The sequence below is a fragment of the Thioclava sp. DLFJ5-1 genome (genome assembly GCF_002020115.1).
In the GTDB taxonomy this organism is placed as follows: Bacteria; Pseudomonadota; Alphaproteobacteria; order Rhodobacterales; family Rhodobacteraceae; genus Thioclava; species Thioclava sediminum.
Genome location: NZ_MPZU01000008.1, coordinates 94,274 through 110,907, shown reverse-complemented (window position 1 = coordinate 110,907; position 16,634 = coordinate 94,274). Strand labels below are relative to the sequence as shown.

Sequence of the window (16,634 nt, the reverse complement as noted above, 5' to 3'; positions counted from 1 at the left end):
CCGCGACTGCCCCTGCGGCACCCGGCTCGGGAGCCCCTTCCGGTTTCTCAAAGTTGCGACTCGCAGGTCGCGGCGCGCAATAATCGGGAAGGAAATTCCGCCGCCCGCGACATTTTATTCAGCGTTTGGGCATTGACGCCCCCAACGCCCGATCCTAATGTCCGCGCAAAGCAGTCCGAAAGGGATCCGCAATGGATGCGATTCTTCTTGTCGTCGTAGGAGCCAAGCGCATGGGCCGGTAACGGTACAACCATGAAGGTTCCCATGCGCCCCCGCCTCAAAGCCGGGGGCTTTTTCTTGGACAGGTGGATGCTTGAGAGTTAGCGGTGGGCGGCGTGGCCCTCGCGCAAGGATGGAGTGAGCATATGGCACGGCAGATGACCGGCGCGAAGATGGTGGTTCAGGCGCTGAAGGATCACGGGGTCGAGGTAATTTTCGGCTATCCGGGCGGCGCGGTCCTTCCGATCTATGACGAGATTTTCCAGCAAAACGACATCCGTCACATCCTCGTCCGCCACGAGCAGGCCGCGATCCACATGGCCGAAGGCTATGCGCGCTCGACCGGCAAGCCGGGCGTGGCGCTTGTGACCTCGGGTCCGGGCGCGACCAATGCGGTGACCGGGCTGACCGACGCGCTGATGGACTCGATCCCAATCATCGTGCTCTCGGGTCAGGTGCCGACCTTCCTCGTGGGCACCGACGGTTTCCAGGAGGCCGACACGGTGGGCATCACCCGCCCCTGCACCAAGCATAACTGGCTGGTGAAGGATCCCGCGAAGCTCTCCGAGACGATCCATCAGGCCTTCCACGTGGCGACCTCGGGCCGTCCCGGCCCGGTGCTGATCGACATGCCCAAGGACGTGCAATTCGCGGTGGCCACCTATACCGAGCCGAAAGCCGCGAAGGTCGACCATTACCAGCCGCAGGTGAAAGGCGATCTCGACGCGATCACCAAGCTCGTCGAGCTGATCGAAACCGCCGAGAAGCCGGTCTTCTATACCGGCGGCGGCGTGATCAACTCGGGCCCCGCCGCGAGCCAGCTGATGCGCGAACTGGTCGATGCGACCGGCTTCCCGATCACCTCGACGCTGATGGGGCTGGGCGCCTACCCTGCCTCGGGCAAGAATTGGCTCGGCATGCTCGGGATGCACGGTCTCTATGAAGCCAACCTCGCGATGCATGGCTGCGACCTGATGATCAACCTCGGCGCGCGTTTCGACGACCGGATCACCGGCCGCGTGGCGGACTTCTCGCCGAAATCGACCAAGGTGCATGTCGATATCGACGCCTCCTCGATCAACAAGATCATCGCCGTCGACCTGCCGATCCTCGGCGATATCGGCCATGTGCTCGAAGACGTGCTCAAGGTCTGGAAATCGCGCGGGCGCAAGGTGAACAAGACCGCGATCGAGAAGTGGTGGAAGAAGATCGACGAGTGGAAGAAGGTGAACTGCCTCGCCTACACCAACTCCGAAAAGACGATCAAACCGCAATATGCGCTGCAGCGTCTCGAAGAGCTGACCAAGGGCATGGATCGCTACATCACGACCGAGGTCGGTCAGCACCAGATGTGGGCCGCGCAGTTCCTCGGCTTCGAGGACCCGAACCGCTGGATGACCTCCGGGGGTCTGGGCACGATGGGCTACGGCTTCCCGGCTTCGATCGGCGTTCAGATCGCCCATCCCGAAAGCCTCGTGATCAACGTGGCGGGCGAGGCGAGCTGGCTGATGAACATGCAGGAGATGGGCACCGCGACCCAGTTCCGCGTGCCGGTGAAGCAGTTCATCCTCAACAACGAGCGTCTGGGCATGGTCCGCCAGTGGCAGGAACTGCTGCATGGCGAGCGCTACTCGCATAGCTGGTCTGAAAGCCTGCCCGATTTCGTGAAGCTCGCCGAGAGCTTCGGCTGGAAGGGGATGCAGGTCTCCGACCCCGCCGATCTCGACGATGCGATCATGGAGATGATCAAGCATGACGGCCCGGTGCTGTTCGACTGCCTCGTGGAGAAGCACGAGAACTGCTTCCCGATGATCCCGTCCGGCAAGCCGCATAACGAGATGCTGCTGGCGGCCGATGCCGATGTCTTCAAGGAAGGCGCGGCGCTGGTGTGATGCGTAGGCTGGGGGGGCCAGCCCCCCAGACCCCCCGGGATATTTGGACCAAGAGGAAGATCGGGTCCGAACTAGGAAAAGGAGAGAGGCAATGGCCGCTCTGAAGATCAAGAAAGGCTCCTCGAGCCATTCCGCTTACGACCTGCGCGACAGCCACGACCAGATTGAGCGCAGCCATACGCTCGCCGTGATCGTGGATAACGAGGCGGGCGTTCTGGCCCGTGTGATCGGGCTGTTCTCGGGCCGGGGCTACAACATCGACAGCCTGACCGTGGCCGAGGTGGACCATAAGGGTCACCGCAGCCGGATCACCGTCGTCACCCGCGGCACCGAGAACGTGATCGACCAGATCAAGGCACAGCTGGGCCGGATCGTGCCGGTCCACGAGGTGAAGGACCTCACCGTCGAGGGCTACCCGGTCGAGCGCGAACTGGCGCTGATCAAGGTTGCGGGCACCGGCGACAAGCGCATCGAGGCGCTGCGTCTGGCCGAGATCTTTCGCGCCAATGTGGTCGACTCGACGCTGGAGAGCTTTGTCTTCGAGATCACCGGCACGCCGGAGAAGATCGACGCTTTCGCCGATCTGATGCGCCCGCTGGGTCTGGCCGAAGTGGCCCGCACCGGGGTCGCGGCCCTCTCGCGCGGGGCCTGAGCCCGAGCGACATGGCCGAGCCGCATCTCGCCACCGATCCCGCTCTGGGTGTCGTCATTGTCACCTATCGGTCCTCGGACGTGATCGCGGCCTGCCTCGCCTCGCTGCGCGCCGCAACGGGCGTGGCGCTGCATGTGGTGGTGGTCGACAATGCCTCTCCCGATGACACGGTCGAGGTGATCCGCGCAGCCGTCCCCGATCTGATGGGGGCTGCGGAGGCGGGTCAGGACGGCATCGCTCTGATCGAAGCGGGAGCCAATGGCGGGTTTGCTGCGGGCATCAATCTTGGCCTCGCGCGGCTCGCGGCCAATCCCGCGCTCGACCGGTTCTGGCTGCTCAACCCCGATTGCGTCGTGCCGCCCGAGACGCCTGCCCTTCTCGCCACTCACGACCCCGGACCGCAGGGTGCCGCGATGATCGCGCATCGGGTGGTCTATGGCGATGATCCGGGCACGATCCAGATCGACGGCGGGGTGATCGACCGGCGCACCGGAATCACCCATAACCTCAATCAGTTCGCTCCCGCCGACAGCCCTGCCCCGGACCCGTCCCGGATCGACTTCGTCACCGGCGCGAGCCTTGTCGCCACCCGCGCCCATCTCGAGCGTGCAGGGCCGATGACAGAAGACTATTTCCTCTATTACGAGGAGGTCGACTGGGCGCTGCGCAGGGGCGACCTGCCGATCTCCTATTGCGAAGGCGCGGTCGTCCATCACGTCGCGGGCACGGCAATCGGTTCGCAGCGGATGGGCTCGGTCGCCTCGCCTTTCTCGCAGTACTTCAAACATCGCGCACGGGCGATGTTCCTGCGCCGCCATTTCCCCGCCGGGCTGATCGGCGGTGCGGCGTGGTCGCTGGCGAAAGCCGCGCAGCTGCGGGCCCAGGGGCATGGGGCGGAAGGCGCAGCGCTCTTGCGGGGCTTCTTCGGGATGGCACCGCCCGGAGCGGTGCTGGCCGCGCTCAGCCCCGATGCGCGAGCGAAGATCGGGCGTTAACGACCCAGCGCGCGTGCATAGATCCCCGCCATACCCTCGGCCTTAACCGGCCAGAGCCCTTCTCGCAGAACTTTCTCCTTGCCCCCGGCCCCAAGCCGGGCGCGCAGGTCGGGATCATCGGCGAGCCGTTCGATCGCCGCCGCGACATCGCGGGCCAGTGCCTCGGGCGTGGAGACCGGACATTTCAGCCCCGTCACGCCCTGCTCGACGATGCCGTCGGGCCCGCCGCGGGCTGCGGCGATCACCGGCAGGCCCCAGCGCATCGCCTCGTAGAGAACATTCCCCGCCGGTTCGCGCCAGCTCGGGAAGACGAAGATGTCCGATTGGGCATAGAGGCGTTCGACCTCCTCGCGCGGAATCGCCCCACGGAAATCGCAACGATCTGCGATGCCGAGGCGCGCAGCCTCGGCCCGGCAGATCTCGATCTCCTCGCCGGCCCCGGCGCTGGTCAGATGCAACGCGCGGCGATCCTTCAACAGCCCCATCGCGCGGACCACGTCGCGCAGGCCCTTCGTGCGCACGCCGCGCCCGACATGGAGCAGCCGGATTTGCCCGTCAGCCTGCGGGGCGCGCTCGGGCGCAGGCTCCTCGATCCCGAGTTCCAGCACATTCGCGTAGTCACGGATCGGCACCGAGGCGAGGTGGTCGCGGATGTAAGGCGCGACGCCAAGCACCAGGGCGGCCTCGGCGTAGGAGCGCCGCAGGAACGGATCGAAGCGCAGCCGCAGATGATCGAGTGCGCGCAGTCGGGTATACCACTTCGCCGCCCCGCTCTCTGCGGCGAAGGCACGCGGGGTCGAGAGCGCACCGCCAAGAGGACCGATCACATAAGCCACACCCGCCCCGCGCAGAGGCGTTGCATAGCGCATCGCCTGCGGCATGATCTGATGCGCGATGTCGAACTCGCGCGCGTGATCGCGCAACCAGCGTCGCACATGGCGCGCGAAGATCGGCCAGTCGGGCTTGAGCATCGCGCGCAGACGCGGATTGCTGTCGAGCACCGTGGGGCGCGGCCATGTCACGACCCGCGCCTGCGGGAGCTGTTCGGAGATCGGCGAATGGCGCGGGCTCTGAAAGGTCGCGACCGTCAGATCGACCAGAGGGCTCAACGCCTCGGCCCATTTGAAGGCGACGAAAGCCTCACCGATGGCTTCTTTCGAGAGGGTCGGCGCGATCAGCAACACCCGTAGCCTGTCACTCATGCAAGACGCTCCTTGGGCGCGGCGAACCGGGTATAGCGGCTGCGCGCCGCGGACATGTCGGCAGGCCCGGCCTTGGTTTCAGGCGCCCGCTCCTGCTCATCGATCATCCACATCCCCGCGCCAAACATGAAAAAGACGAAGGCATACATTGCCCCCCAGACATGTACCGTGCACAGCGTGAAGGACATGCCGACGAAGGTGAATACCCAGGCACGGCGACAGACGAGCAGGCGGAAATCGCGGGAGAAGTCACGCCGCATGACTTGGCTCAGCCCCAGCGCATATCCGACCGCGACCAGCAGGAAACCGGGGATGCCGTAGCGTACCGCCATCACCAACCAGAAATTGTCCATCGAACCCGAATACATCCACGAGGGCCGCACCCAGTCCTTAAGCCCCAGCCCGAAGATCGGGTTCGCCCAAACATTCCGCATCCCCCAGTCGAAGATGATCGCGCGCCAATAAGCTGTGTGCGAAGAGAAGGTCGCATAGGACATGAACACCTTGATCGGCGAGCGGTTCGACAGCAGATCGATCGTGACATAGGCCAGCGCAAAGAGCCCCACCAGAAGCCACCAGCGCCACTCGATCTTGCGGAAGGTCAGCGACCAGCCGATCAGTCCGATCTGCAGCAGCAGCGCCAACAGCGCCCCCGAAGACAGCGCGAGCCCGCCGGAAAAGACGATGAAACCGCTCATCACCACGCGCCAGAACCGCGAGCGCAGGTTCTGGAATGCGACGAAGGCGAGCGGGAAGGCGCAAGAGGCATAAAGGCCGAAATGGATCGGGTGATCGAATACCGCCTGCACCCGCTCCAGCCCGAAGCGCGGATCGGGGTAGACAGGCCGGACCGAGGTGATACCGGGCAATTTCGCGATCAGAGTCGGGATCAGCGGTGTGCCGGTCTTCGTCTCGTAGAGCGTGAAGGGCAACAGCAACACGAAAGACCAGATCAGCGCCTTGGCGAGCGCGATGAAATCCTCGCGCGAGCGGATGAAGGCCCGGCCCATCAGATAACCGCCCAGAAACTCGATCCCGACGGAACCCGCCTGCTGGATCACGCGGTCGGGGTTGTTGACCGCCAGCGCGAGGGTCAGCGCGAGAAAATGGCCCAGAAACAGCCAGTCCACCCACAGGATGCGCCCGTATTTGCGCGTGAATAGACCGATCAGAAGCGGTACGACCATCACCAGCATCACCAGCCGCAGCCCGGTCAGCGCGAGCGAGCCGAGATTGAAACTGACCGGGATCAGGATCGACAGCAGCATGATCAGGACCGGCAGCGGCAGTTTCGCTGCGGACAGCCCGTCCTCATTGCCCGGCGCATCCACGGGCTGGGAGGAGTGACCCGAGAGGGCCTCGCGCGATCCGGCCGCAGCCGTTCGACCGATGGCACTGGCCCCCGCCCCGATCATCGCATCGCCCCGCTCACCGCCGGGCTGCTCGCGGTCAGGTCAAGCGCCTCGATCTCGCCGTGGAAGCTGCCCTTGCCGAAGGGATTGCCCAGCGCGAGGCCCCAATACTCCATCGGCTTGAGCCGCCCCGACACGGTGCCCTTGCCGATCACCTCCTCGCCCGAAAGCACCTCGAACAGGCGATCCTCGGAGGCGTAGCGGAAGGTGATGTCGTGCCACTTGCCGTCATAGATCGGGACGCGCTTGGTGCGCAGGAACAGCCGCTGCCCGCTCTCGGGCCAGAACTCGACCTCGAACGTGCCGCGCCCGGTCAACCGCACGATCAGCGACTGATGCAGCCGCAACAGCTCTCCGGCGGATTTGTAATCGCCCACCGCGCGCAGCTTCATATGCAGCGCAAAGCGGTCCGCCCCGTAGAGCGGCGCGACCATTTCGCGCGGGATCACCACGGCGCCGCCGCCCAACCCGAATTCCAGCGCGCCGGGGCTGAGCGGGATCGAGTCGAGCGCCTCCGGCTGCGCCCCGGCATGCGAGATCAGACGGCCCAGCTCGGGGTCATAACTGAGGATACGGTCGTCGCGGACCATGACATAGCCGCTGCTCTGCGCGCTCCGCCCATCGGGCAGCGTCAGCGAAAGCGTCACCTTGTGCCGCCCCGGCATCCGGAAACCCACTGGCACCTGCGCGCCGTCGAGGCTGGTCTGCCCGTCGATCTGCCAGCGATAGGCGACCTCGGCAGGGTCCACCCCCTCGGGCAGCACACTCTCGCGCGCGTCGAATTGTAGCGTTGTGCCGCCGCCCTCGCTGCGCGCGAACCGCATGACCGGCTGGAACGCGTCCGGACCGCCGAGCATATCGAGCATCGGCGCACCGATCCCGCTCCCGGCCAAGGCCCCGCCCGGAAGATAGGCGTAATTCATGATCTCACGCGGGGCACCGGTGCGCGCAGCGACGAAGAGCTGGTCGTAATAGCTCGCCCGCTGCGGCGTGATGTCCTGAATCAGCAGATTGTCGCGGAGCTTCCAGTCGGGCTGCGCCGCCGGGCCTGCGATCTCGCTCACCGCATTGCGGGCGATCTCGACGGCGCGGGCATCGCGCGCCACGCGGATCTGCGGGATCCAGAGAACCGGATCGCGCCTCTCTCCCTCGGAATAGACGTCATGGATGAGCGTGTTGTTGGCGATCTTCACGCCCTCCGCCTCGCCCACCGTGATCCCGTGCAGATGGGCGTTGATGATGACGTTCCCGCTGATCTCGACATTGCGGTAGAACATCTCCGCACCCGCCTTGCCACGATCGACCAGCTCGTTGCGCATCAGGATCGACTGGGTGAAGCCGCCCTCGCCGGAATTGAGCAGGTTGTTCGTGATCGCGATGTCGCGGCTGGGCCGTTCGGTGCCGGCGGTCCAGAACTGGATCATATCGGCATGATCGCCAGACGCGACCGCACGGCGGAAATCGTGAATGTGGTTGTTTGCGATCTCTGCGCGTTCGATCTGGGCGAAGTTCAGCCCGTCCATCCGCATGTCATGGATGTCGTTGGCGACCACCACCAGATCGGTGCAGTCGGTGAAGATCGCACCGCGGTAGAAGCGACGAAACTCGGAGCGTTCGACCGTGATCCCGGTCGAGGCGCGCACGGCGAGGCCGAAGGCGGTGGGCAGCGGCCCCTGCTCGATCAGATCGGGATCGGCGGGCGCGAGGTCCCCATCGAACAGCGCGTTGCGGATCGTCAGATCGCGCGTGGTGAAGACCTGAAACGGGCGGGTGTTGGATCGGTCGCCGTCAGAGTAACGGTAGTCAAAAGTCACCGCCTCGATCACGACATGGCTGACTTCGCGCAGGTTCATCTGCGCGATCACCGCCCGGTTGTCCGGATCGGCAGAGCGGAAGGTGATCGGCGCGTCCTCGCGCCCCGTCAGCCCCCGCAGATCGAGCGCGTCATAGTCGCCCGGCGCGATCAGAACCGTGTCGCCAGGCTCCAGCTTCGCCCCGACCCGCGCCAGCCCGGCCGTATCCGAAACCTGCCAGTCGCGCGCTATCGCGGGCCACGCCCCGAGCACGAGAAGACCGACGGCCAAAAGCCCACGCCGTCCGACGCGGGCTGCATGCCTCGTGGTGAATGCGATCTGCTCCATCGCTGCCTGCCTGTTCCGGGCCGCTTTTTGCGGCTCTGATATCTTGACGTCACGCTAGCGTGAGGAAGATCGACGCAGCAAGCGCTTTAACCCAGATTAAACTTTGCACATCGCCATTGTGGCCTTCGCGCCGCTAAAGCCGCCCGAAAATCGCCTGCCGCAGCATCCAGCCCATCCGCGCGAGCCGCAGCCTCGCAAGCGTCGCCACGGCGCGCCACCGCTCGGTCGCGTCGCGCAGGTCGGGATGGCGCAGCACCTTCGGCAGATGGGCGAGGATCGAGACGGGCATCAAGAGCGCCTTCGCCCCCCAGCGCAGCCGCGCGGGCAGGTTCGAGCCGTTCACGCCGAAGCCTTCTTCGGTCAGGCGCCGCCATTTGCGCGAGAGCGCCACCCAGTCCTGCCGCGACGGATGGCCCACGCGCAGCACGTCGGCATAGATCAGCGAATAGCCCTTCGCGGTCGCCCGACGGCACCAGTCGAGATCCTCCGACAGCCCGGCGATGAACGGTCCCGTCGCCTCGTAGACATCGCGCCGGGTCAGCAGGTTCCCGGTGCCGGAGAACCCTTTTTCCTCGATATAGCGGCGGAAATCGAATGCGAAGACGGTCTCGAACGCCTCCGCGCCGGAACGCGGCGGCGGGGTCTCGTCGAACACGAAGACATGCCCGCCAACCAGATCGCCCTGCCCGGCCACAGCGAAAGCGGTCGCGATCCAGTCCGGGTCGGCCACGCAGTCGCTGTCGATGAAGAACAGCCGTGCCGCCGTCGTCTCCGCCACGCCGCGATTGCGGGCCTCTGCCGCGCCCTTCTTGGCCTCGGTCACGATCCGAAGGTCGGGATAGGCCGCGCGGACGGGGGCCAGATCATCGGTCGAGCCATTGTCGACCACCAGCAGCTCGCAACGCGCATCCAGCTGCGGCGCAAGCGTCTCGAGGCAGCGCATGAGCCGCGTGACGTCGTTGTAATGCGGGATGATGATCGCGGCCTCGGCCATCACAGCGCCTTCATCAAGTTTAACAACGCCGCGTCATAGGCGGCGAGCCGGTCGATCCCCCGCGCCAGCGCCGCCTTCGCCTCTGCCGCGAGCCTGTCGCGATTGGCGAAACCCTGCTCCAACGCCACCATCACCGCATCCGCATCCGCCTTGGTCGCATCGACCGTATGGTCATATCCCAGCGCCCCGAAGACCCCTTCGAACTTGCGGCTATAGGCGAGCGGCACCACAGCGACACCGGACGAGAACGCCGCTATACAGGCATGCATCCGCGCCCCGGTGAAGAAATCGAGCCCCGCGATATAGCTCTTTGCCTCGGACGGGCTCGCGAAGGCAGGCGCGCAGATCACGTCATGCGCGGTGGCCAGCTTTTCGCAGGCCCGGAAATCATCCTCGATCACCATCGGGCCTTCGGGCACGATCACATGCGGGACCAGATGAACCTCCGCCCCCTGCCCCTTGAACCAGTCGATCGCGCGCGCGATCAGCGCGGGATAATCCAGCGCCATCCCGAAATCATTGCCCCCGTGATAGCCCCCCGCCATCAACAGCCCCGAGACGTTGACGCCGACGCGCACCGGTCCATCGTCGCGCGGCGCGGGCGGGTCATAGGGCAGCCGCAGCGCCAGATCGGAGGCCAGAACCGGCGCGCCGCGATAGCCCAGATCGTCCAGCGCCGCGCGCGAGCGTTCGTCGCGCACCGCCACCAAGCCCGAACGGTTGAGGCTCGTCCGCGCCAGCCGCTTCGACCAGCCCTTGGTGAAGGGCCCCACGGTCTGCGGCGCGACCACCAAAGACGTGCCCGCGAGATGGGTGGCGAACTTCATCCAGAACATCTTCACCAGTCGCGAGGCCCCATAGATGTCCGCGAAACTGTCGCCGCCGCCAATGTCGATCACCAGATCGGCCGCCTTAACTTCGGCCCACAAACCCTTGGGGGATTTCAGGAACGCGCCATCCACTTCGATCAGTCTCAAATCGTCGCCTGCCACATAAGGCGCGCGCCGATCCTTCCAGTCGAGCACGGTGATCGCGATCTGGCGCCCCGCTTTGGCGGCAAGATCGCGCAGCAGGGCGATCTCCGACACGGTCAGCGCGCCGACGCCAAGATTGTCCGAGCGCGTCGAGTGGAAGATCAGGCAGACGCGCAGAGTGCGGCTCATTTTCGGCCCCGCAACACACGTCGGACCGTGCCTGCGAAATTGCGCAGGTTCCGCGTGACCGGATTCTGCAGCGCGCAGGCGCGCAGGTTCATCCCCTCGTAGCGCGGGATCGGGCGGGCCATCAGTTTGAGCGCGGCGAGACGCGCGAAAAGGGCGCGGCGACGTTCGCGCTGGCCGGGCTGGATCGCGGCCAGTTCCGCCACATCGAACGGCACGGTCTCGACCGCCGCGGCCGCCTCGGCCTCTCTCAGAATTTCCACGCCGAGCCGCGTGCGTGCCACGATCAGGCTGCGCCCCGGCGCCTCCTCGAACAGCGGATAGCCCGCATCGTCGGCCTCCCACGCATCGGCGCAGACCAGATCGGCGGCCACGCCGGTACCATCGGCGCAAATCTTGCAGCGGTGCTGGATGTGGCGCGAGAGCACCCCGCCCCAGGCCCCGTGATAGCTCGTCTCGCGGGTGGAGCCATCGTGCAGCGCGGCCATCGTCTTGCCCGGCCAGCCATTGCCGCGATAGCGCAAGCCCGCCAGCTGATCCTCGGGCGCGCCCATTTCCGCCAGCAATTCCCGCGCGCCCTCCGCGCTGGGAACGCCCGCGCAGAAGAAGGACAGGATCACCGGGAAACTCCGCGCGAGTTTCGGATCGCGCGCGACCAGCGCCCGCAAAGCCACCGCATCGCAAGGCTTTCCGATCACCGCGAAGCGCCGCCCATCCGCTATCAGCGACGACAGATCGGCCAGCGGCGCCGAAGGCGCATAGCGCGAGCCCGCCGCCCCCAGAACCTCGTCGCGCGTGGTGCTCAGCCGCATCCGGTTGCCGATCGGGTTGTCGGGATCGGGCTCTATCTGCGCGATGGCGTCGACGCGCCCCGATTGCAGCAGATGCAGCGCCAGCGCCGAAAGCGCCCCGCCCGAAGCCCCCGCATGGCGCAGGTCCGCGTCGGTGGCATGGCCCGCTTTCATCTCCATGAACCGCCCCCAGAGCGGCTCCTCTCCGGGCGCGACGCGCTGCGCGCTCTGGCCCAGGCCCGGGCAGCACGCGGCAATCGCGGTCTCTGCCCGCGCGCTGATCTCGGCGCTTTGCACCGGGCGCAGGAAGCCGCGCGCATCGGGCGCCATCGCGATCTCATCCGGCGCGACCCCAGCGCATAGCCCGCAGCCCGCGCAGAGATCGCCCGCCGCGACATGGGCGAGCGCGTCGCTCGAAGGCGTCGAAATGGGGCTGTGATGGGGCATGCTCGGCCGATCTGGTTTTTCAAGGAGTTGAACAGCAAAGCCGCGAATCTGGCAAGGCTTGGCTGGGTCGGTCGCCGCGCGTGACGTGGCCGTCAAGCCACAGCCGCCACAGCGCGCTTGACCCGACGGCCCCTCGGGCGGGATTATGGGCGCAAAACATGCGCGGGCGGCCAAACCCCGCGCCATATCGGACAGTACATGCTTCGCACCGCGATCCTCATCCTCAGCGGGAACGCCGCCACCTCGGCGCTGATGCTCGCGCGCAACCTCGCGATCGCGCGGCTGATCCCGGTCGCCGATTACGGCGTGGCCGCGACCTTCGCGATGGTGATGGCAGTGATCGAGATGGGCTCGACGCTGGGGCTGCAGCAGCAGATCGTGCAGTCGAAGCGCGGCGACGACCCGGCGTTTCAGGCGGCACTTCAAGGTTTCCAACTGCTGCGCGGCGTGATCGCGGCGGCGGCGCTCTTCGTTCTGGCCGGGCCGATCGCAGGCTTCCTCGACATCCCAGAGGCTGCACCTGCATATCGCTGGCTCGCGCTGGTGCCGCTCCTGACGGCGGCGCAGCATTTCGACATCCACCGCGCCCAGCGCAGGGGCCACTACCGCCCGATGCTACTGACAGGCGCCCTGCCCGCACTGGCCGCGCTGATCGCGATCTGGCCGCTCTCGCGCCTCTTCGACGACTGGCAGGTAGCGCTTTGGGCGATCCTGCTGCACGCGGCCCTCGGCGTTGTGGTCTCGCACCTGATGGCCGAGCGCCGCTACCGCCCGCGCCTCGACCGTGCCGAGATGCTCGCGAACCTGCGTTTCGGCGCACCGCTTCTGGCCAATGCTGCCCTGATGTATCTGGTCTTTCAGGGCGACAAGATCATCGTCGGGCGACTGGCGGGGATGGAGGCGCTGGCGATCTTCGCGATGGGCATGACGCTGACGCTGACGCCCACGCTGATCGGCGCGAAATCGGTGCAGAACCTCTTTCTGCCGAAACTCTCGGCCGCGCATGGCCGTGCGGACGCCGTCGCGCATCGCCAGCTTGCCGGGGCGACCTTCGAGGGGATGTTCCTCACCGGATCGACCCTCCTGCTGGGCACGGTCCTGATCGGACCGCTCGTCGTCACGGCCCTTTTGGGGGCGAAATATGCAAGCCTCCTGCCGCTCCTGATCCCCTTCGCGCTGATGAATGCGCTCCGCGCGATCAAGAACGGGCCGAGCACGGTCGCGCTCTCGGCGGGGCAGACCGATAACGGTTTTTGGGGGAACCTGCCCCGGATCGCGATGCTGCCGCTGAGCTATTGGGCGCTTGCCCAGACTGGCTCGGTCGTGCCGGTGATCTGGCTCGGGGTCGCGGGCGAGGCGATCGGTCTTGGCGTGGCGCTCTGGCAGCTGTCGCGGGTCATGGCGCTGCCTCAGGTTGGCCGCGCCGCGCTGACGACAGCACTCGTGCTGGTCGCGATCCCGCTGATCACACTCGCCGCGCCCGGCGCGCTGGTGATCTGGCCGATCGCGCTGATCCTGATGGCGGTGCAACTTGCCGCCCTGCCCCATCTGCGAGCCTATTTCGGACGCCCGCAGATCGGCACTGCCTGACCCCGCGCCTCTGTACGATTTTCGTGCTACACTCCCCGATGACGCGCGCCATAAACCAAAGAGGGAGGATCGGTATGAACCGGTTTCTGGGTTATGTCTTCGTCGCGGCTTTGTCATTCACCACACCTGTCCTTGCCGAGGAGATGCGCGAGGTTCCGGTCTATTTCTCAGCCGGAGCGGATAACGCGGTTCTGAGCGATCGCATCAAGGGCTATGACAGCGTGATCTACACGATCGGCGCCGAGGCCGGTCAGACGATAGATATCAAGCTGTCCACGAAACACACCGCCACGTATTTCAACCTCTACGGTCCCGGGAGCGGCCCGGGCGATCAGGCGATCATGACCAGCCAGTTAACGCCCGAGCTGAACCACTACAAAGGCACGCTGCCCAGTTCGGGAACCTACAAGATCTCGGTCTACATGATGCGCTCGGCGGCCCGGCGCGACGAGGTTGCGAATTTCGACATCCGGATCGGGATCACCGGGAAGACCGGCGCGATCGTGCAGGGCGATTATGCCGACGGGCTGCAGGGCGGGCCCGATTTCTGGGAGGTCCAGACCGGCGACATCAACGATCCGCTGAACCTGCGCGCGGGGCCCTCGACCGGGGCGGCGATCCTCGGGCGGTTCCCCGAGGGGGCGATCCTGCGCAACATGGGTTGTCGGATGGCCGAGGGACAGCGTTGGTGTCAGGTCGCGGCGACCGAAGGGTCTCTGACCGGCTGGGTTGCCGGGCGCTACCTTCGTGAAGGCTCCTCCCCGCCGCCACGTGTGGCCGAACCCGAGACCCGCGATCAGCAGGTCCAGTTCGCCCCCGGCACAAGCGGCGCGGTGCTGAGATCGACCCTCGCCCCCGGAGCCGCGGTGATCTACCGGCTCGGTGCTCGGGAAAAGCAGTTCCTGACGGCACAGCTCCAGACCGACTCGCCTGCGGTACATTTCAACATCTTCACCCCCGACGGCGAGCTTCTTTACGAGAGCCGCGGCGGCAGGCGCGACTATCGCGGGCAGCTCTGGCTCAACGGCGAGAACCGGATCACGGTCTACAATATCGGTGACGCCCCGGCCCCCTTCACGATGATCGTCGGGATCGAGTGAGCGGGCGCCAGCTGGGTCGCCACCCGACCGTGAGCAGGCTTACTCGGAAACCTTTTTCACGAATTGCGACTTCAGCCCCATCTGACCGATGCCGGGCACCTTGCAGTCGATGTCGTGATCGCCGTCCACGAGGCGAATGCCGCGCACCTTGGTGCCGACCTTCACGACCGAGGAAGAGCCCTTCACCTTGAGGTCCTTGATCACGGTCACCGTGTCGCCATCGTTCAGCACATTGCCGACCGCGTCACGCACCTCGGCGGGCGCATCCGCGTCCCCCGAGGCCGACCATTCATGGCCGCATTCGGGACAGATCAGGAGGGCGTCCATCTCGTAGGTGAAGGACGAGTTGCATTCGGGGCACGGAGGCAAGGTATCGCTCATGGGTCATGCCCTTAGTCTCACGCGCCTGTTATCGCCAGAAAAATCTCTCCACCTGCGACAAAAAGCGAGAACGGACCGGTGTGGCTCCCGCCCGCTCAGGCGGGATCGGGCAGGCCGTGAACCTCGCCCGCGCGCAGAACCTCGGGCGCATAGGCCTTGCGGGCAAACACCTCGCGGACATCCTCGACGAAGCTCTCCAGCGGGTCCATCGGATAGTCCGGATCGAAGCTCGACTGATCCCAGCGTTCGCAGAATTGCTCGCAGCTGGTGTAACAGGGATGATCCTTGAACTTCTGGCGCTCTTCCGGGTCCCAACCGTAGTGATGGCCGTAATAGGCGATCTGGAAGATGCCGTGATGCTCCACCACCCACGAGACCTCCTCGCGGACATAGGGGCGCAGGATTTCGGCGGCCATCCGGTCGTGGTTCTGCGGGGCGAGCCGGTCGCCGATATCGTGCAGCAGCGCCGCCACGACCCAGTCGAGATCCGCCCCGTCGCGCCGGGCCCGCGTCGCCGCCTGAAGCCCATGTTCGAGCCGCGTGATCTGGTAGCCCGACAGCGTCTCCTCCGCCTGCGCGGCCAATTCGCGCAACAGCCGGTCCGCCGTGCCTGCAAGGAAGGGTTTCTCCAGCTCTTCGAGCAGTTCGTAGTCCTCGCGGGTGCCGTCTTTCATCTGGGTGAAGGAGACTGTCGGTCCGGATGCGGTCATCTGCGGTCCTTCCGGTTGCGGGTTTCAATCCTCGGCCCCCTCGGGGCCCTGCGCCTATCGTGACGCGCGGGGGCAAAAATGACCAGAGCCCGTCCCGGCCCTAGCCTCTGGAAATAATGCGGCCCTCTCCGGGGGGTTGGAGAGGGCCAGTTTCGCCGATCAGGCTCATTAGTTTACCGCCCGAGCTGTTTTTAGTCTCGCCTGGTCCTTCTCGGCGTCTGGGGCGAGCGCACCCGCCCCGGATCTCGTATCACCCGAGATTATTTCTCGAGCTGTCGTCAGGGTTCGAAGCGACGATCCGCCGTCCGTTCACTCTGCGGACGTGGTATCCTTCGTGCTCTCCACGTTCGACTTGTTCTGCAAGCCGCCCGCGAGTTATTTCCCCTTGCCCCGGAACGTTAAAACGCGTGTTCAATCCGGTGCTTGTCTCTCGGGTTACGGTAATCTTCTTACGTGCCATCTTAATCTCCTTGGCAGCTTATCCACACCTATCCACAGCGACGTGAAAACATGTGGACTTTTGGAAGCACGCTATTGATCCCTTCACCCGGTTCGTGGTCTTTCATCGTTATCGACCCTGTCGGGCCGAGTTTTGGTCCTTCCGCAGCGTGCTAAGCTCTTGCGGAATGGCCCGAGGGGGAAAGTTGGCGCTTTCCTCCTCGACCCTCAATCTCAGTGCAGCGCCATCTCGCGCGCGGTCATCAGGGTGACGGTGGTCGCACCGCCGCCCATGCGGATATCGGTCACGTCGAGCGCGTGGTGATCGAGGTCGCCACCGAGGCAGGCGATCTCGATGCCGGTGAAGGTCGCATCGATCAGCGAGGTCAGTTCCTCGCCCACCAGCTCGGCCTCGATGCCACCGGGAATCCGGCGCGTGGCTTTCGGGGTCACCTTCTTATTGCCGACGATCAGATCCAATTTCCGCTCCTTTTGCCGCCTTTGGCGGTC

The 16,634-nt window shown here is 65.7% G+C and carries 15 protein-coding genes; 5 read left to right on the top strand and 10 right to left on the bottom strand.

The window, feature by feature from the left end; genetic code table 11:
- Window positions 1-47: 47 nt before the first annotated feature.
- A complete protein-coding gene (locus BMI86_RS21105; RefSeq protein ID WP_134330847.1) occupies window positions 48-266 on the bottom strand; it encodes a hypothetical protein in 219 nt (72 codons plus the stop codon).
- Window positions 267-365: 99 nt separating this feature from the next.
- Between BMI86_RS21105 and BMI86_RS19775 the strand changes: the two genes are divergently transcribed.
- From BMI86_RS19775 to BMI86_RS19765, 3 genes are all read left to right on the top strand, one after another.
- Complete coding sequence (locus BMI86_RS19775; protein ID WP_078542857.1) at window positions 366-2,111, top strand: acetolactate synthase 3 large subunit; 1,746 nt, start codon at window positions 366-368, stop codon at window positions 2,109-2,111.
- Window positions 2,112-2,202: 91 nt separating this feature from the next.
- Complete coding sequence (gene ilvN, locus BMI86_RS19770) at window positions 2,203-2,763, top strand: acetolactate synthase small subunit (RefSeq protein ID WP_075775634.1); 561 nt, start codon at window positions 2,203-2,205, stop codon at window positions 2,761-2,763.
- Between the two features lie 11 nt (window positions 2,764-2,774).
- Window positions 2,775-3,758, top strand: a complete 984-nt coding sequence (locus tag BMI86_RS19765; RefSeq protein ID WP_078542856.1) for a glycosyltransferase family 2 protein — start codon at window positions 2,775-2,777, stop codon at window positions 3,756-3,758.
- Here the strand turns inward: BMI86_RS19765 and BMI86_RS19760 are convergent.
- The 6 genes from BMI86_RS19760 to BMI86_RS19735 all read right to left on the bottom strand — a co-directional run bounded on the left by BMI86_RS19760 (window position 3,755) and on the right by BMI86_RS19735 (window position 11,905).
- Window positions 3,755-4,960, bottom strand: coding sequence for a glycosyltransferase family 4 protein (locus tag BMI86_RS19760; RefSeq protein ID WP_143594883.1), 1,206 nt, complete (start codon window positions 4,958-4,960; stop codon window positions 3,755-3,757). The genes BMI86_RS19765 and BMI86_RS19760 overlap by 4 nt on opposite strands.
- Window positions 4,957-6,375 (bottom strand): O-antigen ligase family protein, encoded by a 1,419-nt coding sequence (locus BMI86_RS19755; RefSeq protein ID WP_143594882.1) that lies wholly within the window; start codon window positions 6,373-6,375, stop codon window positions 4,957-4,959. Before BMI86_RS19755 ends, BMI86_RS19760 begins: the two co-directional genes overlap by 4 nt.
- Window positions 6,372-8,513 carry a right-handed parallel beta-helix repeat-containing protein gene (locus BMI86_RS19750; RefSeq protein ID WP_078542853.1) on the bottom strand — a complete coding sequence of 714 codons (2,142 nt, stop codon included), beginning with the start codon at window positions 8,511-8,513 and terminating at the stop codon, window positions 6,372-6,374. The genes BMI86_RS19755 and BMI86_RS19750 overlap by 4 nt, the downstream gene beginning before the upstream one ends.
- Window positions 8,514-8,646: 133 nt before the next feature.
- The gene (locus BMI86_RS19745; protein WP_078542852.1) at window positions 8,647-9,507 is read right to left on the bottom strand and encodes a glycosyltransferase family 2 protein; all 861 of its coding nucleotides are present in this window, start codon (window positions 9,505-9,507) and stop codon (window positions 8,647-8,649) included.
- Window positions 9,507-10,670 carry a polysaccharide pyruvyl transferase family protein gene (locus BMI86_RS19740; RefSeq protein WP_078542851.1) on the bottom strand — a complete coding sequence of 388 codons (1,164 nt, stop codon included), beginning with the start codon at window positions 10,668-10,670 and terminating at the stop codon, window positions 9,507-9,509. The genes BMI86_RS19745 and BMI86_RS19740 overlap by 1 nt, the downstream gene beginning before the upstream one ends.
- Entirely contained in the window at window positions 10,667-11,905 is a 1,239-nt protein-coding gene (locus BMI86_RS19735; protein WP_078542850.1) for a Coenzyme F420 hydrogenase/dehydrogenase, beta subunit C-terminal domain, read from the bottom strand. Before BMI86_RS19735 ends, BMI86_RS19740 begins: the two co-directional genes overlap by 4 nt.
- Window positions 11,906-12,103: 198 nt before the next feature.
- Between BMI86_RS19735 and BMI86_RS19730 the strand changes: the two genes are divergently transcribed.
- Together BMI86_RS19730 and BMI86_RS19725 are read left to right on the top strand one after the other, a co-directional pair.
- On the top strand, window positions 12,104-13,495 hold the full coding sequence (locus BMI86_RS19730; protein ID WP_078542849.1) for an oligosaccharide flippase family protein: 1,392 nt from the start codon (window positions 12,104-12,106) through the stop codon (window positions 13,493-13,495).
- Between the two features lie 74 nt (window positions 13,496-13,569).
- Complete coding sequence (locus tag BMI86_RS19725; protein ID WP_168173896.1) at window positions 13,570-14,595, top strand: SH3 domain-containing protein; 1,026 nt, start codon at window positions 13,570-13,572, stop codon at window positions 14,593-14,595.
- Between the two features lie 39 nt (window positions 14,596-14,634).
- Here BMI86_RS19725 and BMI86_RS19720 read toward each other — a convergent pair whose 3' ends face one another.
- The 3 genes from BMI86_RS19720 to BMI86_RS19710 all read right to left on the bottom strand — a co-directional run bounded on the left by BMI86_RS19720 (window position 14,635) and on the right by BMI86_RS19710 (window position 16,604).
- Complete coding sequence (locus BMI86_RS19720; protein WP_075775641.1) at window positions 14,635-14,976, bottom strand: zinc ribbon domain-containing protein YjdM; 342 nt, start codon at window positions 14,974-14,976, stop codon at window positions 14,635-14,637.
- 95 nt (window positions 14,977-15,071) lie between these two features.
- Entirely contained in the window at window positions 15,072-15,686 is a 615-nt protein-coding gene (locus BMI86_RS19715) for an HD domain-containing protein (protein ID WP_246831775.1), read from the bottom strand.
- A gap of 672 nt (window positions 15,687-16,358) precedes the next feature.
- Window positions 16,359-16,604: a hypothetical protein gene (locus BMI86_RS19710; protein WP_078520114.1), complete on the bottom strand. Its 246-nt coding sequence runs from the start codon at window positions 16,602-16,604 to the stop codon at window positions 16,359-16,361.
- Window positions 16,605-16,634 lie beyond the last annotated feature (30 nt).